Raw genomic sequence first — 25,961 nt, forward strand, 5'->3', positions numbered from 1 at the left:
CGGCGGAAAAAGTTATGGAAATAATCACAGCCGTTCATAAAAGCGGAACCGGCATTTTACTTGTTACCCACGACGCGGGAATCGCCGCTTATGCGGATAAGGTTGTGTGTTTGGCGGACGGAAGCCTTACGGGTATGTTAAAGCTCGAGGGCGAACTTTCTTTTGCCGAACGCAAAAAGACCGTTTCACAGTGGGCGCTTTCTCTTTTTTAAAATAAAAAAGGACTGTCAAAAAAGCGGTTTGCTTTTCGGACAGCCCTGTGTATCGTTAGCCGGCGTTAAGCTCTCAAAATCTTAGAGCTGGTCTGCAGAGCCGAGCACCTTTTTGTTTTTATGAATGTACATCTTTTTCAGTTCGTCGCGTGCGGGGCCGAGGTACTTTCTCGGGTCGAATTCGCTGGGGCTTTCGGCAAACACTTTGCGGATAGCCGCCGTCATGGCAAGGCGTCCGTCCGAGTCGATATTGATTTTGCATACGGCCGATTTTGCCGCTTTGCGAAGCTGTTCTTCGGGAATACCGACGGAATCTTTAAGCTTGCCGCCGTATTTTTCGATTTCTTTAACGTATTCGACGGGTACGGACGAAGAACCGTGCAATACAATCGGGAAACCGGGCAGTCTTTTTTCTATTTCTTTTAAGATGTCAAATGCCAAGGGGGGCGGAATTAAAACGCCGTCGGCATTTTTTGTGCACTGTTCGGGTTTGAATTTTTGGCGGCCGTGGCTTGTACCGATGGAAATAGCCAAAGAATCGACGCCGGTTCTTTTTACAAAGTCCTGAACTTCTTCGGGTTTTGTGTAATGGCTTTCTTCGGCGGAAACGTCGTCTTCGACGCCGGCCAAAACGCCGAGCTCGCCTTCAACGGTTACGTAATCTTTTTGTTTATGAGCGTAATCGCATACTTTTTTCGTTAATTTTATGTTTTCTTCGTAAGGGAGGGAAGAGCCGTCAATCATAATGGATGAAAATCCCATTTGAATACAGGATTTGCACAATTCGAACGAATCGCCGTGGTCAAGATGGAGGGCGATCTGGGGCTTTTTGCAGCCCAATTCTTTTGCATAGGCAACCGCTCCCTGTGCCATGTAGCGAAGCAGGGTTTGGTTTGCATATTTGCGCGCACCGGAAGAAACCTGCAAGATAACGGGCGAGTTCGTTTCCACACATGCTTGAATAATCGCCTGCAGCTGTTCCATGTTATTGAAGTTGTACGCGGGAACCGCATAGCCGCCCTTAATAGCTTTGGCAAACATCTTTTTGGTGTTAACCAATCCCAATTCCTTATAACTGATATTGCCCATAAAAACTCCTTAGTATGATGATACTTCATTTATACTACGTCCTTTTTAAAAAATAATCAATAAGAATCCTTATAAATCGTACAAAAGGCTTAAACAAAGATTGACAAATAGCTGTTGAAAAAATATAATTATGCCGATATAATTGTATATGAATGTTTTTTTCTTAATTGATAATGAGAAAAGGAGTTTTGGATGAAACATTACGGTTTGGTCTGTGTAAGTCTTATACTTGCTCTTTGTGTCTGTCTGCCGTTGTCTGCCCAGCCAAATGCAAAAAGCGTTGAGACGATTTTAATCGATAACTTTGACGTGCCGGAAAATCAGGATTGGTCTTGGACAATCCGGGCAAGCAAGCTGGTGTATGTCAATGAAGAAAAAAATGAGGTATATCCGAAAATGGCCCACATTCCCGGAATGCCCAATTCTTTGCAGCTTTACAGGGTTGAAGGAGATCCGGACCCTCAGGTTCTCGGTGTGCAAATCAAATTTCAGCGCAAGGGAAATAACTGGTTTGAAATATATCCGCAAAAGGATGACGGAAGCGGAGAGATGAAACCCTATGAAGTTCCTTTTAAAGGCAACGTCAATCAAATCGATTTTTGGGTATGGGGTGCAAACTATTTGTACTATCTGGACGTATTGGTACGCGATGCCAACGGCCGTGTGCACGTTCTGCCCGCCGGAAACCTCCTGTTTAACGGCTGGAGAAACGTTGTCGTAAACATTCCCGGCTGGATACCTCAGGTGTCGCGTTTGCGTTCCGGTCCGAAACAAATGACCTTTGTCGGTTTCCGCGTCCGCACCGACCCCAAAGAGTTTGTAGACGATTTTATGATTTACTTTGATCAAGTGCGGTATTCTTCCAATACTCTTTCAAATATTTTCGACGGATTTAAACTCAAAGATACCGATTTCAATGCTGTAAGCGGGGGAGCAAACTGATGAAAAAACTGATTGTATGTTTATTGGCCGTATGCGCGGCCGGCCTTGTGTTTGCACAGGCACAGGATAAATCCCTTGGTGCTCCCGATCCCACGATTTTAGGAGCCGATTCGGCCAATTTTGCCCTTCGTGAAGTATCGATAGACCTCTTTGAACGCGAAGGTTCATGGAATGTCAAAATGTCGCCCGACTACGGTGTTATTACCGGCCGCTTTTTTGAGGGCGGACCCGACCCGGAAGCAAAGTCTCCGATTGCGACTGCAGGCGAGGAAGAATTGTCCGATAAAAGAACCTACGGCGTAAAGGTTGAATTTTTCCGCCGCGGCATAAACTCGTTCTTTATTACACCTTCCCAGCCCTTGGCTATAGACGGTGTTGCAAAAACCCTGTCCGTATGGGTTGCCGGCCGCAATCAAAATCATACCCTGACCGTTTTGGTAAAGGACTTTTTCGGCAACAACTTTGAACTGTACATGGGGTCTCTTGCCTTTACAGGTTGGAAACAGCTGGTAGCCGCCGTTCCTCCTTCTCCGGACGGAAAGCGCGGTATCGTGCAGGACAGCGCCTATTTTAACAGCCGGCCCGGTCTTTCCGTTGTCGGTTTCCGTATCGACTGTGATCCCGAAGTTGCCTTCGGAACCTATTATATCTATTTCGATGACTTACGCGCAATCAGCGATATGTACGCATTCGAAAACCGCGATCCTTTTGATATGATGGACAACTGGTAAGCCGTTTTATCCGAAACAAAGGCTGTCTTAAAAGCACAAGCTTTCGGGACAGCCTTTTTTATTTTAAATCCGTTCTTTTATACGGTATATAAACCGTCTTCCTTTACATCCGGTCTTTTCAATAAGGCCCGTCTTGCGTAAGGTCCACAGCATTTTTCGCGTTTGACTGAGCGGCGCTCCGGTCCGTTCGGCCGCTTCTTTTACCCCGAATTCTTCGGGTATTCCGGCCAAAAGTTCCAAGTAATCCTTTTTTGAACAAAAAAAGCGGCTTCCGGCCTCGCATAAAAGCTCGGTGTCAAAACTCAACCAATTTTTTTTAAAGCGGCGTTTTTTGTTTACCGACTGGACGGGCTCGGCGGTTTTTTTCCGCTTTTTTACCGCAGTGCTTTCAATTACTTCAAGTGTAAAATTTTTATGCAATAAAATCGGCCATATACCCGTTAATTCGTCGAAGATGCTGAAGATGCCGCGTTTTTTCGGACTTTTGCGCCGAGACAGGAGTGTACCCCCTTCATCGTAGTATTCAATATAGGTTTCGCATATCAGAGGGTAGATGAGAATCAGGCGGTGTGTTTGCAGCAAATCGGTCAATTTGGCGCATATATTTTTAAAACTCTTTGTTTGTATTTCTATAATCGTTCCGTCTTCGGTCAGAACATCGCAAATATAGTTTCCTATCTCTTGTTCGGTTTTTCCGCCGTATTTTTGCGCGGCTTGCGTTTTTAACTTTTTATGAAGGCTCGACTCGTTAAAGGTGTTTATCATAAGGATACTATACATCTGTACAAGGTAAAAGTAAAGCCTAAGGGAGTTTTTTTTCTTTTTGCCTCTTTTTACCTCTTTTTCGGATTGACATAGGCGTTTTTTGGTATAAAATGGTAAAAAGTGGAGGTTTGTGGTAATTAGTGGAACTCTTGACGGGCGAATACCGCAATACGCTGGATGAAAAAGGCCGTATTCTTTTTCCCGCGAAATTGCGGACTGTTTTAACGGAAAACGTTCTCATGATAACTCAGGGTTTGGACGGCTGTTTATGGCTGTACACTCCCGCCGAGTGGAAGAATTTTTCCGAAAAACTGATGGAACAAACGTCGCCGTTTAATCAGGATTCCCGATTGGTACTTCGCCGTTTAATTGCTCCCGCACAGGAAGTCGAGTTCGACAAAACCGGCCGTCTGTCCGTTCCGCAAAGTTTGCGCGACTATGCGGGCTTAACTAAGGACTGCGTGATTATGGGGGTAACGAAGTATATGGAATTATGGGATGCCGAGCGCTATGAAGCCTACCTTGCCGAAACGGATATGAGATTCCGGCAGGCCGCGGAAGGTTTAAGCGCCATTCGTTTATAAGCGGGATCGGTTATGGACGATGCAAGAACGCTTACCTATGTTCATACGCCCGTTTTGCTTGAGCAAACGCTTTCCTATCTTTCTCCTGAAGGGGAAGGATATGAAAACGGCGGTTTTATGATTGACTCGACCCTCGGCGAGGGCGGACATTCATACGCTTTTTTGGAGCGTTTTCCCGATTTACATATACAGGGCCTTGATGCCGATGCCGAAATCCAAAAGCGCGCCCGACAGCGTTTGGCCGTTTTCGGCGGCAGGATGAGTTTTTACCGCGGATGGTTTACGGATTTTTATGAAAATTATCCTGAAAACCTGCCGAAACCCGACTTGATTTTATTCGATTTGGGTATATCGGTGTTCCACTATGAATGTTCGGGGAGGGGGTTTTCCTTCCGCTCTGAAGAACCGCTCGATATGAGGCTGGATCCTTCCGCCGGAAAAACGGCGGCGGATTTGGTTAATACGCTCAGGGCCGAAGAGCTTGCGGATATTTTGTTTAATTTTGCGGATGAACGTTACAGCAGGCGTATTGCACGGGCTGTAGATGAAGCGCGAAGACGTTCTCCCTTTGTTTGTGCAAAGCAGCTGGCGGACTGTATTTACAGTGCGGTTCCCGCCGCTTACCGCCGCGCAGCGATTCATCCTGCGACCAAGAGTTTTCAGGCTTTGCGCATTGCGGTAAACTGCGAGCTGGAGCGCTTGGAAAGGGTATTGGATAAGGCTTTTACCGTTTTAAAAAGCGGCGGAAAAATGGGGGTTATTACCTTTCATTCGCTTGAAGACAGAACGGTAAAAAATTATTTTAAAGCATTGGGAAAAAGCTGTACTTGTGCGCCGGAACAGCCGATATGTAAATGCGGGGGAAAAGCAAAAGCATCGGTGCTGACGCGCAAGCCCGTATGTCCCGAAGCGGAGGAAATTGAACGTAATTCTCCTTCGCGCAGTGCAAAATTGCGGGTTATCCGTAAATTATAAGAGGGCAAGGACATGAAACCGTCTAAAATGATTTTTAAAGATATCGCTTTTATTCTCATTGCATTGAGCATCCCCGCGCTGCTTGCCCTTCAAAGCTTTCAGGGCTACAGATACGGCCTGCTTGAAAATCAGGTACACAATCTTGAAAAAAAACAGCACAGCCTTATTGAGTACAATAAGCGGCTTATAAGCGATATAGGTCTTTTATCCGGTTCTTCGCGGATTGAAAAAATCGCTCTTGAAGAACTCGGCATGTATCAGGCATCTTCCCATGAAATCATACGGGTGCAGGTTCGCCCCGAACTGCGTACAAAGGGAGGCGGCCGTGCAAGATAGGTCTTTGCTTGCGCTGCAGGATTTACTGGGCGCCGTAAACGGAACATTGTTCAACGAAAAAACGCGGGATGCTTCTTTTTTATCGGTGTGTATTGACAGCCGCCGTGCGTTAAGCGGTTCGCTTTTTATAGCCGTTCCCGGAAGTCAAAGCGACGGACACGCGTTTATAAAGGATGCGGTTGACAAGGGGGCATCCCTTATTATGGCGATGCGATCTTCCGTCGGCGAATTTGGAACTTTGTATGAAAAACTTGCCGATCGCGGCATTCCGGTCGTTTTAACCGATAATACCCTCAATGCTTTGCAAAAAGCGGCAGGCCTCTATGTATCGCGGTTTTCCGCATTGAAAAAAATCGGGGTTACCGGTTCAAGCGGTAAAACGACGGTAAAAGAATGTATAGGCTCGATTCTTTCGCAAAAATACAGGGTTATTATAAACGAAGGCAACTTGAATTCGGAAACGGGTTTGCCCCTTTCGGTTTTTAAAATCGACAAAACACATGAGGCCGCCGTTTTTGAAATGGGTATGAACCGCCGGGGGGAAATTAAAGAGCTTGCCGATGTGCTTTTTCCTCAAACCGCAGTGATTACAAACATAGGTTCGGCCCATATCGGAATTCTCGGCACAAAGGACAAAATAGCTGAGGAAAAAAAACAAATTTTTTCGAATTTTACGGAGGATTGTACGGGTTTTGTCCCCGCAGAGGATCCGTATAAGGATTTTTTAATGAGCGGCGTTCCCGGCAGAATGCACAGCTTCGGTATCGGAAAAGAATACGGCATTGAAGATGTACGGGATAGGGGTGTTAAGGGAAGCGAATTTTATTATAAGGGTGTAAAAATCGATTTTCCCCTGTGCGGTATACACAATCTTAAAAATGCCGCCTGCGCCCTTGCCGTTGCCGAACATTTCGGCCTAAACGCCGAAGAAATAAAGACCGGACTGGAAGCCGTGCGTCCTTTGGCCGGCCGGATGCAGATTTTGGAAGGTGCTCCGACTGTCGTACACGACTGTTATAATGCAAACCCCGATTCCATGAATGCCGCCGTCGATTTTTTTGATGAGGCCGCTCATGAGGGGCGTAAGGTGCTGATTTTGGGCGATATGGGAGAATTGGGAGCCGAGAGTGCCTCATCTCATAAAAAGCTTGTACAACGAGCGGCCGTTTCCAAAGCCGATATCCTTGTATTTGCGGGACACTCTTTTTGCGCCGCTTACGATGCGGTGTGTCGGGAACTGAGCGGGCCCTTTGCCGAAGGAAAACGCGTTCTTTTCTTGCCGGATATCTCCGATGCCGCTCTTACGTCCTTCGGTGAAAAACTTGCATCCGTCTTACATGAGGGAGACCTTATACTTATAAAGGCTTCGCGAAGCACGGCCTTGGAACGTTTTATTCCGATAATTCAAAAAAAGAGCATACAAAACCCTATGGAGGATGATGGATGAGCGGATATTCGGTTGTGCCGCAAAAGCCGGTCCATTCTTCAGGATATGATGTTCCTCTTATCGCATCTATTATCGTGCTTCTCGGTTTAGGCTTGATAACGCTTTTTACCTCTTCTTCAGGTCATGCAAACCGTATATTCGGCGATCCTCTTTATTTTGTAAAAAGACAAAGCATAAGTATCGGAGTGGGACTGATTTTTTTGTTTGTGTTTTCATGGACGGATTTGAATCTTTTAAGAAAAATTACTCCCCTTGTATTTATCTTTGTGCTCATTCTGTGCTTTTTAACCTTTATTCCGGGTATCGGCGTATCCCGTAACGGCGCCCGCCGCTGGATAAAACTTCCGGTTTTTTCAACTTTCCAGCCCTCCGAAGCGGCAAAGTTTGCCGTTATTTTGTTTTTGTCGAACTTTTTTGCAAAAAAACACGATAAGCTGGATAATCCCCTTATCGGTATGTACCCTGCCGCTTTCGGTGTGCTTATGTTTGTAACGGTTATATTTTTTCAAAGCGACTTTTCAAGTGCCGTCTTTTTGGGTTTTATAGCCCTTTCGATGTTTTTTATTGCGGGCGTACAATTCAGATGGTTTTTACTGTTTTTTCTCTACGGAGCCGCAGCCGCCGTATTGGTGGTTTTTTCGACTTCGTTTCGCGTAAAGCGTTTGATTGCCTTTTTCCGTCCCGAATTGGATGTAAGCGGCATAAATTATCAAATCAAAGCGGCTTGCCGCGCAATAAGTTCCGGCGGCTTTTGGGGCAGAGGCATAGGCGGGGCGGAACGTATCAATGCGATTCCGGAAGTACAGGCGGACTTTATCTTTGCCGGCTGGAGCGAAGCGATGGGCTTGTTCGGTGTGCTTATATATTTACTTTTGCTTTTCTTTTTTGCATTCAGAGCTTTGGATATAGCGCTTAAATGTCCCGACCGCTTTAGAAGCTTGTGTGCATTCGGCTGCGGCATTGCGGTAACCGGACAGTCTCTTTTAAATCTTGCGGTTGTCTGCGGGGCCCTGCCTACAACGGGTATACCCCTGCCGTTTTTTTCATCCGGCGGTTCTTCCGTTTTAATTACGCTGTGTTTATGCGGTATCTTGATAAACGTATCCGGTTACAAAGCCGATGATATATCCGGAGGTGTCTATGAGTGATCCCTGTATGTATTCCGACTTTTCGCCTTATTACAAAGGCGATACGGAAACTATCCCTGCAGAGGCTAAAAAAAGGGGAATACTTAAAAGGAATATGTTAAAAACCGCCCTTTTTGTACTTTTTGCGGTGTGTTTACTCGAAGGCGCAATATACTTTATAATAATGCCGTGGACATCCGCCGTTGAAGTATCCTTTACCGGATTAAAGAGTCTGAAAGCCGAAGAGCTGGGCAGGGGATTATCCATGCACTGCGGTTCGCGCTGGCTCGGTTTTAATACGGCGACGGCTGCATCCGTCATAGCTTCCTACGGTGCCGTAGAAAGCGTTTCGGTGGAAAAACGTTTTCCGAATCAAGTGTTTGTAAAAGTAATTGAAAGAGTTCCGGTGGCCCTTATGTTTACGCAGGATGAGGGAAAAACACGGGCTGTGCATATCGATAAAAACGGTGTACTCTTTAATCTAAACAGTACGCCTGCGGTTTCCGTACCCCTGCTTACCGGCTTCGATGCCGAAGTAGCTGCGGAGGGAATGCGTATCGATACAAAGTACCGTGAACTTTTAAAGCAGATTGCATCCATTCAGCAAAGCAATGCGGCATACTTTTCGCTTATTTCGGAAATTAAGGTCGTGGTAAAAGAATACGGCAATTATGAGTTGGCCGTTTATCCCCTGCACGTGCATGCGCGCGTTTTAACGGATGCCGAATTAAGCGAAAGCACTTTACAGACAATGCTGCTTACCTTGGATGTTATATACGATTTGGAACCGAACGTATGCGAAGTCGATATGCGCCGCGGTTCGACTTCATATAAGGTTCATTCCTGATAATCGCTTTGGGAGGGCGTTATGAGCACTGTTATAACGGCTATAGATATAGGGACGAGCAATGTCCGCGCTTTAATGGGCGAGTATTCCGATGAGGGCTCTCTTTCGATAATCGGTGTCGGAAGCGCTCCTTCTACCGGACTGCGCGCCGGCCTTATTGTAAATATCGAAGCGACTATGCAGTCCATAAAAGAAGCGGTGGAGGCCGCCGAAGTGGCTGCAGGCTGTGAAGCCCTTTCCTGTATAACGGCGGTAGGCGGTTCTCAAATAGAAAGCTTTATTTCCAAGGGGCTGGTTGCCGTCGGCGGGAAAGGGGCGGTTCGTGAAGTAAACGAAAACGATATTGAGCGCGTATTGGAAGCATCGCGTGCCGTCAATATTCCCCTTGACCGCCATATTTTACACGTAGTGCCCCGTTTTTATATTGTAGACGGGGTAAGCGGGATAAAAAATCCTTTAAATAGACTCGGCGTGCGTCTTGAATCGGAAGTATGTATTATTACTTCATCCGGCACATCCACGCAAAATATGCTGCGCTGTGTGTCCCGCGCCGGTTATACCGTTGAAGATGTTATGCTTAAAACCCTGGCCGCCGCACAAGCGGTTGTTACCGAAGAAGAAAAGGAGGTAGGTTCCATTCTTATCGACTTGGGAGGAGGTACAACCGATGTCCTTGTTCTTGCGGACGGTTCTTCTTTGTGTACGGTTTCCGTTCCGGTAGGCGGTTCTTTGGTAAGCAACGATATTGCCCTGGTACGCGGGGTGTCGTTTGAAACCGCCGAAAAACTGAAAATTTCATCGGGCTGCTGTTGGGAAGATTCGGTAAGCGATGACGAGGAAGTTGTTATTCCGGGCATAGGAGGCAATCCGCCTCAAGCGATAAGCCGCCGCGAAATTTGCAGTATAATCAGACCGCGTATCGAAGAAATATTTTCGATGGTACGTGACAGACTGCCCGCCGATGTAAAGCGGCGGCATTTAAACGGCAGTGTTATTCTTGCAGGCGGCGGCTCTCTTTTGCCCGGTATAGTTGAATTAACCGCACAGGAATTCAAAACCGAAAATGTACGCATTGCACGGCCGGGTAACTACGGCGGGCCTGTTGAAATATACCGCAGCCCCGAATTTACAACGGCGGCCGGTCTCCTTATACAGGGTATGGCGCACATGCATAAAAACGATACGGGGCTTTCGGCATCGTCCCCGGCGGGAAAGCGCTCGTTTATCGAGCTTACAAAGAAAGTAGGACGATGGTTTAAAGAAATGTTTTGATTGTTTTATACGGTCTTGAAATCCGTTCAAAACTCGTATAGAATGGTTATATCTTTTTCCCGGGAGGGGGGAAATTATCTATGGATTTTTCTGTAATAGACGAAAAGGTCGTTAACCCGACCGTAATTAAGGTTATCGGAGTAGGCGGCGGCGGTTCGAATGCGGTTAATCATATGATTGCAGTCGGAGTGGAAAATATCGATTTTATTGTCGCAAATACGGACTTGCAGGCCCTTGAAGGTTCAAAGGTTCCGTTAAAACTGGGCTTGGGCTCCAAATTGACCGGGGGCCTGGGAGCGGGCGGTAATCCCGAAGTGGGCAGAAAGGCCGCCGAAGAGGATACCGAAGCGATTGCCAATGCCTTAAAGGGTGCCCACATGCTTTTTATAACCGCAGGTATGGGCGGCGGAACAGGGACGGGCGCCGCTCCCGTTATTGCGCGTATTGCAAAAGAAGCCGGTATTCTTACCGTGGGTGTCGTTACCAAGCCCTTTAAATTTGAAGGCGCGGTCAAGATGAACGTTGCCGAAGAGGGTATAAAAAAACTGCATGAGCACGTCGACACTCTCATTGTCATTCCGAATCAAAATATTCTCCGCGTAGCGGATAAAAAAACGCCTCTAAACGAAGCCTATGCGATAGCCGACGATGTACTCAGGCACGGTGTGCAGGGTATATCCGACGTTATTACGCGGCCCGGTAAAATCAATATAGATTTTGCGGATGTGCGTACGATAATGCAGGGCATGGGAGACGCCATTTTGGGAGTCGGTATCGGCAGCGGAGAACAGCGTGCCGTTGATGCGGCAACTTCCGCTATGAATAATCCTCTTTTGGAAGATACCCATATAGAGGGTGCAAAAAATATCCTTGTCAACATTACTTCAGGAGAAAATCTTTCTTTGGTCGAAACCGAAGAAATTATGGATATGATAACGGAAACGGCAGACCCCGGTGTCTATACTATTTACGGCCAAAAAGTCGATCCTCAAATGGGCGATGCCGTAAAGGTTACGATTATCGCAACCGGGTTTTCGGATAAAGAATCGTCTACAAACAGACGGCAGTCTTTTTTACCCGAAAAAGAACCGGCTGCCGACGATAATTTGGTTTCTTACAGCCAGTGGGAGGCTATCGGACACGGTACCAAACATACGGCTTCCGCTTCGCTTTCTTCGTCCCGCTCGCCGTTCCGCTCTTCTTTGCCGGAAGAGGCCGGTGCAAAGGATGAAGAAAAGAGCACCTTGTCTTCCCGGAAGGCAGCCGCTTCTTCGGTGTCCCCTTCGAGTGCGGCATCCCGCTCGGCCTTTTCTTCCTTTTCGGCCTTTGCCTCAAAAGATGTCGCCGCATCGGAAAAGACTTCTTCCGTTTCTTCCGGAAGTTCTTTTTCTCATGCCGACTTTGTGGCTTCAAAAGACCTTAAAGGCTTGGAATATCCCGCCTGTCTGCGCTCAAACCGTATCAATTTGGGCGGAGATTGAGGCTGAAGATTTGTCCGCTGTAATTACAGGATATGAACTGCAAAAAAACGAATCCCTTGTCGTTGAGCGCTTTTATGACGAGCTTATAAGCGTCGATCGTAAAAGCCTCTTAACTGCCGAAACCTATAAAACGGCCGTTAAAGAACTTTTGACCTGGTGTCTTTTTAAGCAAACCGATTACAGGACGCTTACGATTCAGGATTTACTCTATTACCTTGTAGCCCGTAAAACCGGATATGACGGCCGCAGCGGTGCCGATGAATTAACCCTTGCAAAGGATATTTCCGCCCTGCGCTCATTCGGCGCCTATCTGGTACGTACCGGCGTATGGAGCGAAAATACCGCTCTTTTATTGCAACGACCGCGTGCAAAACGCCGCCTTCCGCGCGTTCTTGCCGTTGAAGAAGTGGATAAACTGCTTTCGGTTATAGATACCTCAAGCCCCCTGGGCTTACGCGACCGCGCTCTTTTTGAATTGGTCTACTCGTCGGGGCTTCGTATCGGCGAAGTTTCGGCTTTGGAGCTGCAAAACCTTCACCTCGATGAGCGCCTTTTATGGGTACGCGGAAAGGGGGATAAGGAGCGTATGGTGCCCTTCGGAGATGAGGCTGTCGTACATTTACGCAATTGGCTTGAAAAGGGCCGGGGAGAGCTGGTTAAAAATGCTGCGGTGCCCTGGCTTTTTGTCAATTATCGGGGTAAAAAACTTTCGCGCAAGGGTATTTGGAAGCGTTTTCAGGAGCTTGAAGCGCTTTCGGGCGTTAATGCAAAGGTGCATACCCTTCGCCACTCTTTTGCAACCCATCTGCTCGCAGGCGGCGCCGATTTACGCAGCGTACAGGAACTTTTAGGTCATGCCGACCTTTCGACAACGCAAATATACACCCACATAGACGATGAAGCCCTGCACGGCTGTCATAGAGATTTTTTCCCCTCCCACGGTTCGCAGGCGGCCGAACGATAATCTTGACAGAACGGCGAATATCCGCCATAGTTTTTACGAGGTGGACTATGATTTGTAATAAGCGGGGAAAAGGTTTCGGCGGTGTACCGGACTGCAGCGCACTTGTATCCTGTGCGGTTTTATCGGTGCGGGCCGTACTGTGTACGGCAGCCGTTCTTGTGTTTTTAAGTTCCTGCCGTCCCAACGTGAACTATATAAAGCGCGTTCAGTCTTTGGAAGAAGGAGTCGGCAATCCTCAAACCGAGGCGGAGATAGAAGAAGCAATCCAAAAATACCAGCGGCGGGTTGAAGATATTATGGCGGCCGACAATCAAACCGGTATTTGGTATAAGATTCTCGGCGTGCGCTACCTTGACAACCGTATGTACGATAAGGCCTTGGAAGCGTTTAAAAACGCCGTAAAATATCATCCGGACAATCAAAACCTCTATTACTATATCGGACTTTGTGCAGGCTGCATGGCGAAATCGGAACTCGATTTTCCCGGAACGGGGGCGGAAAAGAGGCGCAATACCTATCTTGCCCTTGCCGAATCCGCCTACCTTCGCGCTTTGGAGCTGGAGCCGCGCTATGTGCGTTCCCTCTACGGTCTTTCGGTGTTATACGTATTTGAAATGAAAAAGAGCGATCGGGCAATCCCGCTTTTGGAGCGTCTTTTAACGATAGATACCAAACACACCGATGCGATGTTCGTTTTGGCGCGCGCCTATTATATGAGCTATGAATACGAAGCCGCTTCATCAATGTACGACCGTATTTTAAAAAGCACAAAAAACGAAGCAAAACGCGCGGAAGCCGAAGCGAATAAAAAAGCCGTATTGGATGCCCTGTATGCGGGAAAGTGAAGATGAGCGCACAGGACAGGCTTGCACTGCGCCTTGCAATCTCAAGGCTTGGTTTTTTAAGTTTTGCGGAAAAAAAACTTCTTGAAAATAAGCTTGACACAATATCCCGCCTTGCGTTACTTTCTATAGATGATCTGTCGTTTGCAGTCGGCAGGGTACTCAATACGCGCATGTGGAAGCCCGAGCTGATTGAAAGACGTTCGGAGCGCGATATGCGCCTTATGGAAGTTCTTCATATCGGCTGTATGTTTTACGACGATGGGCAAAGGCCCCCTCTTTTGGACGAAATATACGATCCGCCCTATGCCCTGTTTTACCGCGGGAATCCGGCGGTTTTATCAAAACCCTGTGCCGCGGTTGTGGGAACAAGGCGTCCTACCGGAAGGGGAATGAGCTGTACAAAACAGCTTGCCTTTGAGCTTGCCGAAGCGGGCTTTACCGTTGTGTCCGGTCTTGCGCTCGGAACGGATGCCTCGGCCCATGCGGGAGCCCTTTTAAGCTCAAAGGGAAAAACCGCTGCGGTATTGGGCTCGGGTGTGGATGCTGTAAGTCCCGCATCGAATAAAAGGCTTGCAGCTTCCCTGCTTGAAGCCGGCGGCTGTATTGTCGGCGAGTATGCGCCTGAAACCGCAGCCGAAAAGTGGCATTTTCCGCAGCGCAACCGCCTTATATCGGCTTTAAGCCTTGTAACGGTTGTTACGGAAGCCCCGCCGGGTTCCGGGGCTTTGATAACGGCGGATTTTGCCCTTGAGCAAAACCGTGAACTTTGTTTTCACGAATGCGCTTTGGCATATCCTGCCGTTTCGGCGGATGCGGCAGGGGCCGGAGAACATCCGGGTGCCCTTGTGCAAAGAAGAGGAAAAGAAGTCGGAGAGTACCGAAGGGTAAGCCGGTATATGGAAGAGGGCGCCCGCCTCATCAAAGATGCGAACGATGTTATTGCCCTGCTTACATAGGGATTTTAAGGTTTTTACGGAGTTACATGATGGCAGTAAAAAAAGAAACAAAAAAGAAAACAAAAGAACAATCCACTCTTATTATTGTAGAGTCTCCCGCAAAGGCTAAAACAATCGAAAAATATTTGGGGCCCGGCTATACGGTAAAAGCTTCAATGGGACACTTAATCGATTTACCCAGATCCCGTATGGCGATAAATATAGAAAACGGGTTTGAACCCGAATACATAACCGTCCGCGGGCGCGCGTCCATCTTAAAAGACTTGCAAAAAGATGCCAAAAAAGCCGGCGAAGTCCTGCTTGCAAGCGATAATGACCGCGAAGGAGAGGCTATAGCCTGGCATTTGCGCAACTCGTTGAGCGCAAAAACTCCGGCTTCCATAAAACGTATCGTATTTAACGAAATAACGCCTGCGGCCATTAAAGAAGCGGTTATGAACCCTTCCGATATAGACGAGTCTAAAGTAAACGCCCAAAAAGCGCGCCGCGTCTTGGACCGTTTGGTAGGTTATAATCTTTCGCCCCTGTTGTGGAAAAAGGTTAAAAACGGATTGTCCGCGGGACGCGTGCAGTCGGTGGCTCTTCGCCTCTTGTGCGAGAGAGAAAAGGCCGTTGAAGAATTCGTTCCCGAAGAGTATTGGTCGCTTGAAGCCGAATTTAAAAAAGGCAAAACCTCTTTTACCGCCGAATTGGTGCAGTACAAGGGGAAAAAGCCCGAACTGCCTTCGGAAAAAAGCGTTCAGGATATTATAAGCGAAATACAAAGGGCCGACTGCGAGGTTGTCGATATAAAAACCTCCGACCGCGTTTTAAAGCCCAAACCGCCTTTTACCACCTCGAAATTGCAGCAGGCGGCGGCCAATAAGCTCGGCTTTACGTCGCGCAAAACCATGCAGGTTGCCCAGCAGCTGTACGAAGGCGTAAACATCGGTTCCGGCCGCGTCGGTCTTATTACCTATATGCGTACCGATTCGGTGCGTATTTCCGATGTCGCAATCGAAGATGTGCGTACCTGGCTTCAAAAAAATTATCCTGCGGAACTGCCGGGAGAAGCGATTCACTACAGTGTCGGAAAAAAAGCCCAGGACGCCCACGAAGCAATCAGACCGACCTATACCGAATATACGCCGGAATACGTAAAAGAATATTTAACGCGCGACCAGCTGCGGCTCTACACCCTGATTTGGGAAGCCTTTGTGTCGAGTCAAATGAACAACGCCAAAAGCCGTACTACAAGCGTAGACATAAAAGCCGGTGATGCCCTGTTCCGTATTTCGGCAAGTAAAATCGTCGAAAAGGGTTTTTACAGCGTTACCAAGCTTTTAACTTCAAAAGAAAACACAAGCGTACGCTTGCCTTCATTGAGTGTCGGAGAAAAACCGGAAGTATGCGGTTTTCAGCCCGCCCAGCACTTTACGCAGGGGCCTGCGCGCTACACGGACGCTTCAATCGTTAAAACCCTCGAAGAAAAGGGCATAGGCCGTCCTTCAACCTATGCGCCGATTATCTCGGTTTTGCTCGACCGCTATTATGTAACGCGCAACAACCGCCAGCTTGTGCCCACGGCGCTCGGCCGCATTATCAACGATATTCTGGTCGATTCGTTCCCCGAAGTTATAAACGAAAACTTTACCGCCGAAGTCGAGCGCAATTTGGACTCGGTTGAAGAAAACAACGTGCGCTGGGCGGAAATGATGGATGAGTTTTACAAACCCTTCCACAGCCGCGTTGAAGAAGTTATGGCAACCCTTGAAAGCTATAAGGGAACAATGGACGAGCCTACCGATAAGGTGTGCGAACTGTGCGGAAAGCCGATGATAAAAAAACTGGGACGCTTCGGTTATTTTCTTGCCTGTTCCGGTTTTCCGGAGTGCCGCAATACCCGCTCGGTGCCGCTTGCAAAATGTCCGCGCGAGGGCTGTACCGGCGAAATCGTTGCCCGCAAAAATAAAAACCGCGGCAAGGAATTCTACGGCTGTACGAATTATCCGGAATGCGATTTTATCAGTCACTTTAAGCCCGTCAATGCGCAGTGCCCCAAATGCGGTTACTTTTTAGTCGAAAAATACGACAAAAAAAACGGCACCTATAAATCCTGCATAAATCCGGACTGCGATTATCTGCACACCGCGGAAGACGATCTTCCTCCCGCCCCTTCTCAGGAAGGCGATGAAGATTAAGGATAACCCGGTTTTGACGCGAACGGATGTAAACCCTTGTTCTTTGCAGGATTTAATTCAAGAATTTCTTGCATGGCAGGGCGGGGTGCGGGGCCTATCGCCCCATTCGGTGAGCGCGTACCGAAACGACTTGGAAGCGATGAGGACTATGCTTATCCGAGTGAACGCTTCCGCGCAAAACGCGGGTGCGGAACCCGCTTTGGCTTCCGTAACGGGCGAAAATTTACGCGCCTGTATCGGTATGCTTTCGCGCGAAAACAGGGCGGCTTCGAGCATAAACCGGTTTTCCGCGTCGGTGCGGAATTTTTTTGCCTATTGCCGCAGATTTGAGTATATTAAAGTAAACCCCGCAGAGGATTTAAAGAACGTTAAAATGCCCGTGCGCGTTCCCAAATTTATGAATGCGGCCGAAATAGACGAAATGTGCGCTCAGCCTTCAAAGGCTCCCCTTTTGTGGGAAGCGCGCGACAGAGCGCTTTTTGAAGCCCTGTATTCGTCGGGCTGCCGCGTGTCCGAGCTTGCTTCTCTTAAAATGAGCGATATTTCGGCGCGCCTTGATTCGGCTTTGGTTCGCGGCAAGGGCGGAAAAGACCGGCGCGTTTTTTTTTCGGCGGAGGCGGTTGACGCTTTAAAAACCTATATCGGCGAACGTGAGCAAAAACTCCGCGAAAAGGGAGAAGAGGCGTATAAAGGCGCTCAAACGCTCTTTATAAACCGAAGCGGCACAAACCTCAGTGCACGCGGAATACGCTTTATAGTGAGCCGTTATTCGTCCTTGGAGGGAACAAAACGCCATGTGTCGCCTCATACGTTCCGTCATACCTTTGCAACGGCGATGATACGCGAGGGGGCGGATATACGTTCGGTACAGGAAATGCTGGGACATGCGAGTTTATCGACCACCCAGCGTTATACGCATATAACGAGTGCCGAATTAAAGGCTTTATATAACAGAGCACACCCGCACGGCTCCAAACATGAGCCCGCTCACGGCTCCGAAACGAAAACAAAACCAAAGGAATAGAGGGATAGATGAAACAAACGAAGATTCGCAGTACAACGGTTATTGCAATAAAACGGAACGGAAAGGTTGCCATGGCCGGCGACGGACAGGTTACGATGGGACAAACCGTTATGAAGGGCAATGCCCGCAAAGTGCGCAAAATGTACGACGGTAAAGTACTTACCGGTTTTGCCGGGGCTACCGCCGATGCCTTTAACCTGTTCGATAAATTCGAAATGAAGCTTCAGGAATATTCGGGCGATATTACGCGGGCGGCAGTGGAACTTGCCAAAATGTGGCGCACGGACAAGGCGCTGCGCAATTTGGAAGCCCTGCTTTTAGCCGCAAGTAAGGATAAAATCCTGCTTATATCGGGCACCGGAGACGTTATCGAGCCTGAAAACGACGTATTGGCAATCGGTTCGGGCGGCAACTACGCTTATGCGGCCGCCCTTGCCTATATGGAATCGTCCGATTTAAGCGCGCTGGAAATTGCCGAAAAAAGCTTAAAAATCGCCGGAGAAATCTGTATTTATACAAACGGTCATATTACCGCGGAGGAATTATAAATGAAAGAGGGTCTTGAAGATTTAACACCCAAGCAAATAGTCGAACAGTTGGACACCTACATTATCGGGCAAAAAAAAGCAAAACGCTCGGTTGCGGTTGCCCTGCGAAACCGTACGCGCCGCTTAAAACTGCCGGAAGATATACGCGAAGAAATCGCACCCAAAAATATTTTAATGATAGGCCCGACGGGAGTCGGAAAAACCGAAATAGCGCGCCGCCTTGCCAAATTATGCGGGGCACCCTTTATAAAGGTTGAAGCGACCAAGTACACCGAAGTAGGCTATGTAGGCCGCGATGTCGAATCCATGGTGCGCGACTTAATGGCGGTCGGCTATAACATGGTTAAAGCCGAAATGCAGGAGCAGTTAAAAGCCGCCGCAGGCGAAAAGGTCGAAGAAGATTTGTTGGACTTACTCCTTCCCGGAAGCGGCAAAAAACATAAAAAGAGTGCAAAAGAGCCAAAAAGCGAAGATGGGGGCTTTATGCTTCCCTTTAATATTTTCGGCTCCCCCGTGTCGCAGGAAAAAGAAAGTGAGCCGGAAACGTCCGAAAAGCGGGGCGGCGTTCAGCTTACGGACTCTTCCGCCGAAACGGCCGGAACCGAAGGCGAAGCGGCACCCGATGTATCGGGCGAAAAAGACGGCAGTATGAGCGCAACGCGCGAAAAGTTCCGCACCATGCTGCGTGAAGGTAAACTTGAGGGGCGCGAAATAGAAATCACCGTGCAAAAGAAACAAAGAATGCCCTCGATGGAAATTATCGCAGGGGGCAGTCCCGAAGATATGGAAAGCGTTATGCAAAACATTTCGTCGATGCTTAACGGTTCGCGCACCAAAAAACGCTCGGTAACCGTTGCGGAAGCGCGCCAGATTTTGCTTGAAGAACATTTGGACCGCATGACCGACCCCGATAAGGCAGCCGATGCGGCACGCGAGCGCGTTGAGCAAATGGGCATTATCTTTATAGACGAAATCGATAAGATTGCCGTCGAGGGGCACGGAAACGGAGCAAACGTATCGCGCGAAGGCGTTCAGCGCGACATACTGCCCATTGTCGAAGGCTCTTCGGTCAATACAAAATACGGAGTTGTCGATACCACTCACATCCTCTTTATTGCCGCGGGGGCGTTCAATTTGTCCAAGCCTTCGGATTTGATTCCCGAACTGCAAGGGCGGTTTCCCCTGCGCGTGGAATTGGATTCTTTAAATGCCGAAGACTTTGAGCGCATTTTAACCGAGCCTAAAAACGCTTTAACCCGTCAATACACCGAGCTTTTGGCAACCGAAGACGTACACATTGTCTTTAAACCCGAAGCGATTACGCGCATGAGTACCCTTGCCGCCGATACGAACTCGCGCATGGAAAACATCGGAGCGCGCCGTCTGCACACCATTATGGAAACCCTTTTGGAAGAACTGTCGTTCAGTGCCGACGAACATACGGGCGAAACCATAGAGATTACCGGCGAATACGTCGACGAGCGCTTAAAGGACATTGTTCAAAATCAGGACTTGTCCAAGTATATATTGTAAGGTTTCGGGGCTTTGCCTCCACGGCGTTCCGTTTGTGCCCGGGTTGATAAAGGAAAGTGGATTTTTTGCCTAAAGTATGTTATACTGTATGGTATGAAGGAACTGCATCAAGCGGAACGCTATGCACCTGCGTATAAAGATACAAAAATCTTATTCCCGGTAAAAACTTTTGCGAAAAAAGCTCTTGACAAAGAAAACGCGCGCCGTATAATGCCTTCGATACCCGATACCCGATACCCGATACCCGATACCCGATACCCGATACCCGATACCCGATACCCGATACCGGCATAAAAGCTCGCTGCACGGCAGCTCGCTTTTATGCTTCGAGTTTCGTCGGCGCAGCCGGCGAAACTCGCGAATGTACAGCGTTCAAAATCCATATTCCCGAAGATGTTTATCTTTTTCTAAAAGCCCGCTGCAAACGGCGCGGCAGTGCGCTGCGCGCACTGCCGCGCGACGAGTTTGCGGTTCCGCAAACTCGCAGGGCATACAGCTTTTTAACTCACATTCCCGAAAATGTTTATCTTTCTCTAAAAACGCGGGTTCAAAACCGCACGTCCTGCCCGGTTTTGAACCCGCGTTTTACGGCGGTACCTGCGGGGAAAGTGGAAGTGGTGGTGAAAACAAAGTTTTTAAAAGGAAAAGGTACTTTGAAAGAAATGCGGACAATAGTATACGGCTATCCGTGTACGGCAAAGGTCTAAGGAAGACGCTTCCTTCGGGCGGGGGAACATACTTCCTTCGGGCGGAGGAATATACTTCCTTCGGGCGGAGGAACATACTTCCTTCGGGCGGAGGAACATACTTCCTTCGGGCGGAGGAACGCTCTCCCTCACGGCGGAGGGCTGTTAAATGGTTAATTTAGGTAATTATCAATTACAAATTGAATTATAAGGAGATTTTTTATGAAAAGAATGAAAAGTTTAAAAGGTTCGGCACTGACGGTGCTCTTTTGTATGGCGGTGCTTTGCACTATACTGTGTACCGCATGCCCCAACGCCGCAGGAGGAGGCGGCTCCGTCTATGTACAGGTAGCCTATACCGAGCTTGACGGCTACCTTGCAAACACCGCCTCTGCCGATAAGGTAAACTACATCGAAGTAACGGGCGTATCTAAAGAAGACATTGCGGGCAAAGCCGTAGAGTTCAATGCTGAAGCGGGAGAACTGGGCAAAAAGATACTGGCTGCCGCTCCTAAAAAAGTTGCCCTTAAACTGCCCGGCAAAGTTGCAGGTCTTGAAAGTATGAGATTGAGCTTTTACCTCTGTACCAATCTTGTGTCGCTTGCCGGTATCCCTGCAAGCGTTAAGGATATGGGAGGCTGTTTTAACGGCTGTACAAGTTTAACTAAAGCTCCCGTTATCCCTGCAAACGTTACGAATATTAATAGCTGTTTTTTCGGCTGCACAAGTTTAACTGAAAGCCCCGTTATTCCTGCAAGCGTTACGGATATGCGCTGGTGTTTTTACGGCTGCACAAGTTTAACTCAAGCTCCCGCCATTCCTGCAAGCGTTACGGATATGGAAAGATGTTTTGAAGGCTGTACACGTTTAACTAAAGCTCCCGTCATTCCTGAAAGCGTTACGAATATGACATACTGTTTTTCCGGCTGTTCCGCTTTAAAAGGGGTAAAGCTTAACTGCCCTTACAACGGTACGGGAAACGCGTTTGAGAATGCTTTTTTAGGCTGCACTTCTTTGGAAGATCAAGGTATAAAGGTAAAGAATGACCAGCTTTCAATCTACAAAATGAACGCAGGTGCTATGGGAACCACAGCAGAGAAATTCTCAGGGTTTTAGTGCAATATAAAGCTTTCCCGCACATGGCATACAATCGGACATCGTGTCCGATTGTATGCAACGAGTTTGCCTTGGGCAAACGGTTTGCTCAAGGCAAACTCGCGGTATCTACGGCTGTTCCGGCATCCGTGCCGGGACTGCGAATGAGGGGGCTAAAGCTTTTCGATTTCTTCGACGGAAAGGCCGGTTCCTTCAGCTATTTTTTCAATATCAATGCCAAGCCGTTTAAATGCTGCTGCGTTTTCAAGCTTGGTTTGATAAGAGCCTTGTGTAATGCCGCGTTGTATGCCTTGCTGTATGCCTTGCTGTATGCCTTCGGTGAGGCCTGCTCTTCGTGCGTCCATTTCAAATGATTTTAATAACATGTACTCCCTCCGTTTTTCTTCGTTTTCTTTGGTTTCATTTACCCGCTTTTCAAGCTGTTTGGTAAATGCCGTTTCCGGCGGTTGTCCGTTCATGTATGATAAAAAGGCTTTGAGGTTTTCTTCAGCTTTTTCCGAGGCCATGCTGTTTACTATGATTTTTGTTGTTCCGTCGTCAAAGGTTTGCCCCGTTTCTTTGCACGAGGGGTTTATCGTATATACGGGTAATCCTTCTTGTAAGTAATCAAAGGTACATAAAAATATAATAAAGGTATCGGGTAAATCGTTGTAGTCGCCGCCTTTGTTTATTGCACTGTTATCGATAGCGCATTGATAATATCTCATACGCTCAGGCAGGTTCTTTTGGTCGGTGGTTTGCATCTCAACATCGTAGAGCTTGCCGTCTTCGTCCTCAATCATAATATCGAGACGCACCCCTTTGGAAGCAATTTGAGTTTCTATCGGCTTTTGATTAAACAGCTTGGTTATCCTACCGACCTTATCTTTGAGCAGCATTGTCAACAGTTCTTTGCACAAAATAGGGTCTTCCATTACGGTGCAAAACATGAAGTCATCTGCAATAGTTAAATTATCAAAACTTTTGCGCATTTTACACCTCCCTTATACACAGTATAACACAAAAGGAGAAATTCGGCAATTGTTTAAAAACCGAACATCCTGTTCGGTTTTTAACCTGAGTTTTGGGCAGAGCCCAAAACTCATCACTTACCGCTTTTCTGCACATCCGTGTGCAGGATATGAAACATCGCAAGACACAAAACTTCGCCGAACATCCTGTTCCGTTTTTAACTTGAGTTTTGGGCTTTGCCCAAAACTCATTACTAACGGCTTTTCACCGCCGTCCATGGCGGAACATAAAAGATTTAAAATAACGTCGGCTCCGTCGCACATCCTGTTCGGTTTTTAACCTGAGTTTTGGGCTCAGCCCAAAACTCATTACTTACCGCTTTTATGCAACGAGTTTGCCTTGGGCAAACGGTTTGCTCAGGGCAAACTCGCGGTATCTATGGCTTTTACAATATGTGCAAATTCGAGCTTTCAAAGTTCAAAAAGGCTTTGTCGCCGGCTTGGTAAATCTTTTTATTGCGCGGATTGTATTCGGTGATTTTTACCGTACCGCTTTTTGTTTCCGCCCAATAGTACTGGTAAGAACCCATAAAGGTGGAAAGGGTAACGGTACAGGGCAGCACTCCTTCATCCGCCAAAGAAACCGCTTCGGGGCGGAGGACTACCTTGCAGGCGGTGCCGACGTTTACGTGTTCGGCATCGGGGATGTTTATTTCGACTCCTTCAAGTAAAACCGATGCAGTGTTGTCCTTTACCGATACAACTTTTCCGGATAAAAAGTTTACCTCGCCGATAAAGTCCGCAACGAATTCGCTTGCGGGTCGGTAGTACACATCGTGGGGCGTGCCTTTTTGTGCAATGACGCCCTTGTGCATAATGATAATTTCATCCGACAAGCTCATCGCTTCCGACTGGTCGTGGGTAACGTAAATAGCCGTAATGCCGACTTTTTGCTGAATCTTTCTGATTTCGGTACGCATCGAAACCCTCAGTTTTGCGTCTAGGTTCGAAAGCGGTTCGTCAAAAAGCAATACACCCGGCTCCACAACCAAGGCGCGCGCCAAGGCGACCCGCTGCTGTTGCCCGCCCGACAGCTGATTGGTCATACGGCCTTCCAAGCCCTGCAATTCAACCAATTCAAGCATATTCATAACGCGCCGTTCGATATCGGCTTTGGGAACTTTGCGCAGTTTTAAACCGTAAGCAATGTTGTCGAATACGTTGTAGTGGGGTAAGAGGGCGTAGCTTTGAAAAACCATCGCCGTATCGCGCTTGTTCGGCATAAGGGCGTTGATTGCCTCATCTCCCAGATAGATTTCTCCTTTGTCGGGGCTTTCAAAGCCGGCAATCATACGGAGTGTAGTGGTTTTACCGCAGCCGGAAGGACCCAACAGGGTAACAAAGCTTCCAGGCTTTATGTCAAGCGATATGTCATTGACGGCGGCAAATTCTTTTTTTGTTTTAGGGTCCTGATATATTTTCGTTATACGTTCAAGGCGTACGCCCTTAGGTGTTTTTTGCATAGATTTCCTCCTGTGATAAACCTGCGGTTTCAGTACCGCACCTTGCTGGTGCCGAAGCGTTTCAGCAAGAAATTCATTAAAGTTATTGCCGCATAGGTGATTAAAATCAAAATAGTCGCATAGGTACAGGCGACTCCGTAGTTGCCCTTTTCGGCATGCTCGTTTATGCGGACGGTTATAAGCAGATATTTGGGTGTTACAAGCAAAATGATGGCCGAAATAGCCGTTATTGAGCGGACAAAGGTGGTTACCAAACCGCTGAAAAAGGATTCTTTAATGAGCGGCAATGTTACCGTTGTAAATACCTTTGCGCTGTCGGCCCCCAAATCGTAGGCGGATTCTTCGATGGAGCGGTCTATTTGCCTCAGGGCGGCAATACCGCTTCTCGTACCGACCGGAAGGGAACGCACGATAAATACGATAACGAGTATGGCTCCGGTTCCGTACAGCTCCTGCATAAAGCCCGTATGAAACAATCCGCCGTTAAAGCCGCGTATAAAGCCGACACCCAAAACGGTTCCGGGAACGGCCATTGCAAGCATGGCGGTAAATTCCATTAAGCCTTTGCCTGCAAATGTGCGCTTTACGACAAGATAGGAAATCAGCATCGACAAAAGGGCGGTGAGTGGAGAGGCGATGAGCGAAAGGGAGATGGAGTCCGTAAAAACGCGGTAACCGCGGTTTTTAAATACATATTCGTACCATTTTAACGAAAGACTGTAATCCCTGCCCCAGAGTTTAAAAAGAGAACCGAGGGGAACGAGGGCGTACATTATCAATACAAAAAGGGTTACAAGAACGCAAAAAACGGTAAGCGGAATACGTACGCTTTTATCCGTCATAAGGGCGCGTGCACGGGATGCTTTTCCGGTAAGGGTTGCAACCGATTTGCGCTCCAAATAGTACTTTTCCATGATAAAAAGGCCCATCGATATGGTCAGCAAAACAACGGCCATAGCTGTTGCACCGCTTTTATCGTAGGCGCCCGTAAGCTGAAGATATATTGAAGTAGCCAGCGTGTCGTAGTTGCCGCCGATAATCATCGGGTTGGCAAAGTCGGCCACGGATTCTATAAAGGTTATAAGAAAAGCGTTTCCGATTCCCGGAAGGAGGAGGGGGAGGGTTACCGTGGTAAATACGTGAAACCTCGAGGCACCCATATTGCGGGCAGCTTCTTCAAGCGAAGGGTCTATGTTTTTTAACAAGCCTTTAAGCATGAGGTAACAAACCGGAAAAAAGGTAAGGGTTTGTACAAGGGCTATACCGGGAAGACCGTAGAGCCCGGTTGAATTCATGTTGAATAAGCCTCGTGTGATTATGCCGGTTCTGCCGAACAGCAAAATCGCCGAAAGGGATAAAACAAAGGGGGGCGATACAACGGGCAGGATGGAGATTGCATTAAAAAGTCGCTGTACTCCTTTTGAACCTACGTCGACGTAGGCGTCCACATAGGCAAATAAAAAGCCGATGACGGTCGCCCCTATGCCGGTAATCAAGCCTAAAAAAAGGGTGTTTGTAATGGCTTTTCTGAATGCATGCATTGCGAAGATTTCGGCAAAAACCGAAAAAGTGAATTTCCCTTCGGGATAGACGCTGTCGATGAGCAAAATACTTAAGGGATATAAAATAAAAAGCATTAAAAATAAAAAAATACCGGCGATAACCGTTATTAAAAACGGATCCGCAAATAATTTTTTTCTGTCGAGCACTTTTTTTTGTGAAAAAGACATACGGATCTTCCTCGTAATAAGATACAAAATGCGGCTTTACCGCCTGTGTAAAGCCGCCGATAAATTGCAGAGAATGTGCCGCCGAGGTTTACAAGCCG

The 25,961-nt window shown here is 47.8% G+C and carries 25 protein-coding genes; 20 read left to right on the forward strand and 5 right to left on the reverse strand.

The genetic code is table 11. The features are described from left to right. The first annotated feature begins 14 nt into the window (after window positions 1-14). On the forward strand, window positions 15-212 hold the full coding sequence (locus V1L52_RS04655; protein WP_428771137.1) for a hypothetical protein: 198 nt from the start codon (window positions 15-17) through the stop codon (window positions 210-212). 81 nt (window positions 213-293) lie between these two features. On the opposite strand, the gene V1L52_RS04660 is transcribed toward V1L52_RS04655, so the two are convergent. After that, on the reverse strand, window positions 294-1,301 hold the full coding sequence (locus tag V1L52_RS04660; protein ID WP_428771138.1) for a class II fructose-bisphosphate aldolase: 1,008 nt from the start codon (window positions 1,299-1,301) through the stop codon (window positions 294-296). Between the two features lie 192 nt (window positions 1,302-1,493). Between V1L52_RS04660 and V1L52_RS04665 the strand changes: the two genes are divergently transcribed. Both V1L52_RS04665 and V1L52_RS04670 read left to right on the forward strand, forming a co-directional pair. Next, on the forward strand, window positions 1,494-2,243 hold the full coding sequence (locus V1L52_RS04665; RefSeq protein ID WP_428771139.1) for a flagellar filament outer layer protein FlaA: 750 nt from the start codon (window positions 1,494-1,496) through the stop codon (window positions 2,241-2,243). Then, entirely contained in the window at window positions 2,243-2,974 is a 732-nt protein-coding gene (locus tag V1L52_RS04670) for a flagellar filament outer layer protein FlaA (RefSeq protein WP_428771140.1), read from the forward strand. The genes V1L52_RS04665 and V1L52_RS04670 overlap by 1 nt, the downstream gene beginning before the upstream one ends. 63 nt (window positions 2,975-3,037) lie before the next feature. Here the strand turns inward: V1L52_RS04670 and V1L52_RS04675 are convergent, their stop codons facing one another. After that, window positions 3,038-3,739: a helix-turn-helix domain-containing protein gene (locus V1L52_RS04675; protein WP_428771141.1), complete on the reverse strand. Its 702-nt coding sequence runs from the start codon at window positions 3,737-3,739 to the stop codon at window positions 3,038-3,040. A 149-nt stretch (window positions 3,740-3,888) separates the two neighbouring features. Between V1L52_RS04675 and mraZ the strand changes: the two genes are divergently transcribed. The 17 genes from mraZ (at window position 3,889) to V1L52_RS04760 (ending at window position 21,660) form a co-directional block, all read left to right on the forward strand. Next, window positions 3,889-4,323, forward strand: coding sequence for a division/cell wall cluster transcriptional repressor MraZ (gene mraZ / locus V1L52_RS04680; protein WP_428771784.1), 435 nt, complete (start codon window positions 3,889-3,891; stop codon window positions 4,321-4,323). 12 nt (window positions 4,324-4,335) lie between these two features. Beyond that, entirely contained in the window at window positions 4,336-5,298 is a 963-nt protein-coding gene (gene rsmH / locus V1L52_RS04685; RefSeq protein ID WP_428771142.1) for a 16S rRNA (cytosine(1402)-N(4))-methyltransferase RsmH, read from the forward strand. A gap of 12 nt (window positions 5,299-5,310) precedes the next feature. Then, complete coding sequence (locus tag V1L52_RS04690; protein ID WP_428771143.1) at window positions 5,311-5,634, forward strand: cell division protein FtsL; 324 nt, start codon at window positions 5,311-5,313, stop codon at window positions 5,632-5,634. Further along, window positions 5,624-7,081, forward strand: a complete 1,458-nt coding sequence (locus tag V1L52_RS04695; protein WP_428771144.1) for a UDP-N-acetylmuramoyl-tripeptide--D-alanyl-D-alanine ligase — start codon at window positions 5,624-5,626, stop codon at window positions 7,079-7,081. Before V1L52_RS04690 ends, V1L52_RS04695 begins: the two co-directional genes overlap by 11 nt. Continuing rightward, window positions 7,078-8,229, forward strand: a complete 1,152-nt coding sequence (locus V1L52_RS04700) for an FtsW/RodA/SpoVE family cell cycle protein (protein ID WP_428771145.1) — start codon at window positions 7,078-7,080, stop codon at window positions 8,227-8,229. The genes V1L52_RS04695 and V1L52_RS04700 overlap by 4 nt, the downstream gene beginning before the upstream one ends. Then, window positions 8,222-9,055, forward strand: coding sequence for a cell division protein FtsQ/DivIB (locus V1L52_RS04705; protein ID WP_428771146.1), 834 nt, complete (start codon window positions 8,222-8,224; stop codon window positions 9,053-9,055). The genes V1L52_RS04700 and V1L52_RS04705 overlap by 8 nt, the downstream gene beginning before the upstream one ends. Window positions 9,056-9,076: 21 nt before the next feature. Further along, on the forward strand, window positions 9,077-10,327 hold the full coding sequence (gene ftsA, locus V1L52_RS04710) for a cell division protein FtsA (RefSeq protein WP_428771147.1): 1,251 nt from the start codon (window positions 9,077-9,079) through the stop codon (window positions 10,325-10,327). Between the two features lie 80 nt (window positions 10,328-10,407). Then, window positions 10,408-11,808, forward strand: a complete 1,401-nt coding sequence (gene ftsZ / locus V1L52_RS04715) for a cell division protein FtsZ (RefSeq protein ID WP_428771148.1) — start codon at window positions 10,408-10,410, stop codon at window positions 11,806-11,808. A gap of 10 nt (window positions 11,809-11,818) precedes the next feature. After that, on the forward strand, window positions 11,819-12,772 hold the full coding sequence (locus tag V1L52_RS04720; protein ID WP_428771149.1) for a tyrosine-type recombinase/integrase: 954 nt from the start codon (window positions 11,819-11,821) through the stop codon (window positions 12,770-12,772). Between the two features lie 47 nt (window positions 12,773-12,819). Further along, window positions 12,820-13,617, forward strand: a complete 798-nt coding sequence (locus V1L52_RS04725; protein ID WP_428771150.1) for a tetratricopeptide repeat protein — start codon at window positions 12,820-12,822, stop codon at window positions 13,615-13,617. Window positions 13,618-13,619: 2 nt separating this feature from the next. Beyond that, a complete protein-coding gene (dprA, locus tag V1L52_RS04730) occupies window positions 13,620-14,573 on the forward strand; it encodes a DNA-processing protein DprA (protein ID WP_428771151.1) in 954 nt (317 codons plus the stop codon). Between the two features lie 29 nt (window positions 14,574-14,602). After that, the gene (topA, locus tag V1L52_RS04735) at window positions 14,603-16,753 is read left to right on the forward strand and encodes a type I DNA topoisomerase (protein WP_428771152.1); all 2,151 of its coding nucleotides are present in this window, start codon (window positions 14,603-14,605) and stop codon (window positions 16,751-16,753) included. Beyond that, entirely contained in the window at window positions 16,743-17,777 is a 1,035-nt protein-coding gene (locus tag V1L52_RS04740) for a tyrosine-type recombinase/integrase (protein ID WP_428771153.1), read from the forward strand. The genes topA and V1L52_RS04740 overlap by 11 nt, the downstream gene beginning before the upstream one ends. 8 nt (window positions 17,778-17,785) lie before the next feature. Next, window positions 17,786-18,325 carry an ATP-dependent protease subunit HslV gene (hslV, locus tag V1L52_RS04745; RefSeq protein ID WP_428771154.1) on the forward strand — a complete coding sequence of 180 codons (540 nt, stop codon included), beginning with the start codon at window positions 17,786-17,788 and terminating at the stop codon, window positions 18,323-18,325. Beyond that, window positions 18,326-19,858: an ATP-dependent protease ATPase subunit HslU gene (hslU, locus tag V1L52_RS04750; RefSeq protein WP_428771155.1), complete on the forward strand. Its 1,533-nt coding sequence runs from the start codon at window positions 18,326-18,328 to the stop codon at window positions 19,856-19,858. Window positions 19,859-19,951: 93 nt separating this feature from the next. Next, complete coding sequence (locus V1L52_RS04755) at window positions 19,952-20,152, forward strand: hypothetical protein (RefSeq protein WP_428771156.1); 201 nt, start codon at window positions 19,952-19,954, stop codon at window positions 20,150-20,152. A 614-nt stretch (window positions 20,153-20,766) separates the two neighbouring features. Beyond that, complete coding sequence (locus tag V1L52_RS04760) at window positions 20,767-21,660, forward strand: leucine-rich repeat domain-containing protein (RefSeq protein WP_428771157.1); 894 nt, start codon at window positions 20,767-20,769, stop codon at window positions 21,658-21,660. A gap of 152 nt (window positions 21,661-21,812) precedes the next feature. Here V1L52_RS04760 and V1L52_RS04765 read toward each other — a convergent pair whose 3' ends face one another. From V1L52_RS04765 to V1L52_RS04775, 3 genes are all read right to left on the reverse strand, one after another. Continuing rightward, window positions 21,813-22,631 (reverse strand): Rpn family recombination-promoting nuclease/putative transposase, encoded by an 819-nt coding sequence (locus V1L52_RS04765; RefSeq protein ID WP_428771158.1) that lies wholly within the window; start codon window positions 22,629-22,631, stop codon window positions 21,813-21,815. A gap of 425 nt (window positions 22,632-23,056) precedes the next feature. Then, a complete protein-coding gene (locus V1L52_RS04770) occupies window positions 23,057-24,133 on the reverse strand; it encodes an ABC transporter ATP-binding protein (protein ID WP_428771159.1) in 1,077 nt (358 codons plus the stop codon). A gap of 29 nt (window positions 24,134-24,162) precedes the next feature. Continuing rightward, window positions 24,163-25,863 carry an ABC transporter permease gene (locus tag V1L52_RS04775; RefSeq protein WP_428771160.1) on the reverse strand — a complete coding sequence of 567 codons (1,701 nt, stop codon included), beginning with the start codon at window positions 25,861-25,863 and terminating at the stop codon, window positions 24,163-24,165. Window positions 25,864-25,961: the final 98 nt, after the last annotated feature.

Origin of the sequence: Treponema sp. HNW (assembly GCF_050320395.1) — a bacterium.
Classification (GTDB): Bacteria; Spirochaetota; Spirochaetia; order Treponematales; family Treponemataceae; genus Treponema_C.

What these genes read in the sequence shown, in the direction of transcription:
- V1L52_RS04655 (WP_428771137.1), top strand. Translation starts at nt 15, where the DNA reads ATGGAAATAATCACAGCCGTTCATAAAAGCGGAACCGGCATTTTACTT.
- V1L52_RS04660 (WP_428771138.1), bottom strand. Translation starts at nt 1,301, where the DNA reads ATGGGCAATATCAGTTATAAGGAATTGGGATTGGTTAACACCAAAAAG.
- V1L52_RS04665 (WP_428771139.1), top strand. Translation starts at nt 1,494, where the DNA reads ATGAAACATTACGGTTTGGTCTGTGTAAGTCTTATACTTGCTCTTTGT.
- V1L52_RS04670 (WP_428771140.1), top strand. Translation starts at nt 2,243, where the DNA reads ATGAAAAAACTGATTGTATGTTTATTGGCCGTATGCGCGGCCGGCCTT.
- V1L52_RS04675 (WP_428771141.1), bottom strand. Translation starts at nt 3,739, where the DNA reads ATGATAAACACCTTTAACGAGTCGAGCCTTCATAAAAAGTTAAAAACG.
- rsmH (WP_428771142.1), top strand. Translation starts at nt 4,336, where the DNA reads ATGGACGATGCAAGAACGCTTACCTATGTTCATACGCCCGTTTTGCTT.
- V1L52_RS04690 (WP_428771143.1), top strand. Translation starts at nt 5,311, where the DNA reads ATGAAACCGTCTAAAATGATTTTTAAAGATATCGCTTTTATTCTCATT.
- V1L52_RS04700 (WP_428771145.1), top strand. Translation starts at nt 7,078, where the DNA reads ATGAGCGGATATTCGGTTGTGCCGCAAAAGCCGGTCCATTCTTCAGGA.
- V1L52_RS04705 (WP_428771146.1), top strand. Translation starts at nt 8,222, where the DNA reads ATGAGTGATCCCTGTATGTATTCCGACTTTTCGCCTTATTACAAAGGC.
- ftsA (WP_428771147.1), top strand. Translation starts at nt 9,077, where the DNA reads ATGAGCACTGTTATAACGGCTATAGATATAGGGACGAGCAATGTCCGC.
- ftsZ (WP_428771148.1), top strand. Translation starts at nt 10,408, where the DNA reads ATGGATTTTTCTGTAATAGACGAAAAGGTCGTTAACCCGACCGTAATT.
- V1L52_RS04725 (WP_428771150.1), top strand. Translation starts at nt 12,820, where the DNA reads ATGATTTGTAATAAGCGGGGAAAAGGTTTCGGCGGTGTACCGGACTGC.
- dprA (WP_428771151.1), top strand. Translation starts at nt 13,620, where the DNA reads ATGAGCGCACAGGACAGGCTTGCACTGCGCCTTGCAATCTCAAGGCTT.
- topA (WP_428771152.1), top strand. Translation starts at nt 14,603, where the DNA reads ATGGCAGTAAAAAAAGAAACAAAAAAGAAAACAAAAGAACAATCCACT.
- V1L52_RS04740 (WP_428771153.1), top strand. Translation starts at nt 16,743, where the DNA reads ATGAAGATTAAGGATAACCCGGTTTTGACGCGAACGGATGTAAACCCT.
- hslV (WP_428771154.1), top strand. Translation starts at nt 17,786, where the DNA reads ATGAAACAAACGAAGATTCGCAGTACAACGGTTATTGCAATAAAACGG.
- hslU (WP_428771155.1), top strand. Translation starts at nt 18,326, where the DNA reads ATGAAAGAGGGTCTTGAAGATTTAACACCCAAGCAAATAGTCGAACAG.
- V1L52_RS04755 (WP_428771156.1), top strand. Translation starts at nt 19,952, where the DNA reads ATGAAGGAACTGCATCAAGCGGAACGCTATGCACCTGCGTATAAAGAT.
- V1L52_RS04760 (WP_428771157.1), top strand. Translation starts at nt 20,767, where the DNA reads ATGAAAAGAATGAAAAGTTTAAAAGGTTCGGCACTGACGGTGCTCTTT.
- V1L52_RS04765 (WP_428771158.1), bottom strand. Translation starts at nt 22,631, where the DNA reads ATGCGCAAAAGTTTTGATAATTTAACTATTGCAGATGACTTCATGTTT.
- V1L52_RS04770 (WP_428771159.1), bottom strand. Translation starts at nt 24,133, where the DNA reads ATGCAAAAAACACCTAAGGGCGTACGCCTTGAACGTATAACGAAAATA.
- V1L52_RS04775 (WP_428771160.1), bottom strand. Translation starts at nt 25,863, where the DNA reads ATGTCTTTTTCACAAAAAAAAGTGCTCGACAGAAAAAAATTATTTGCG.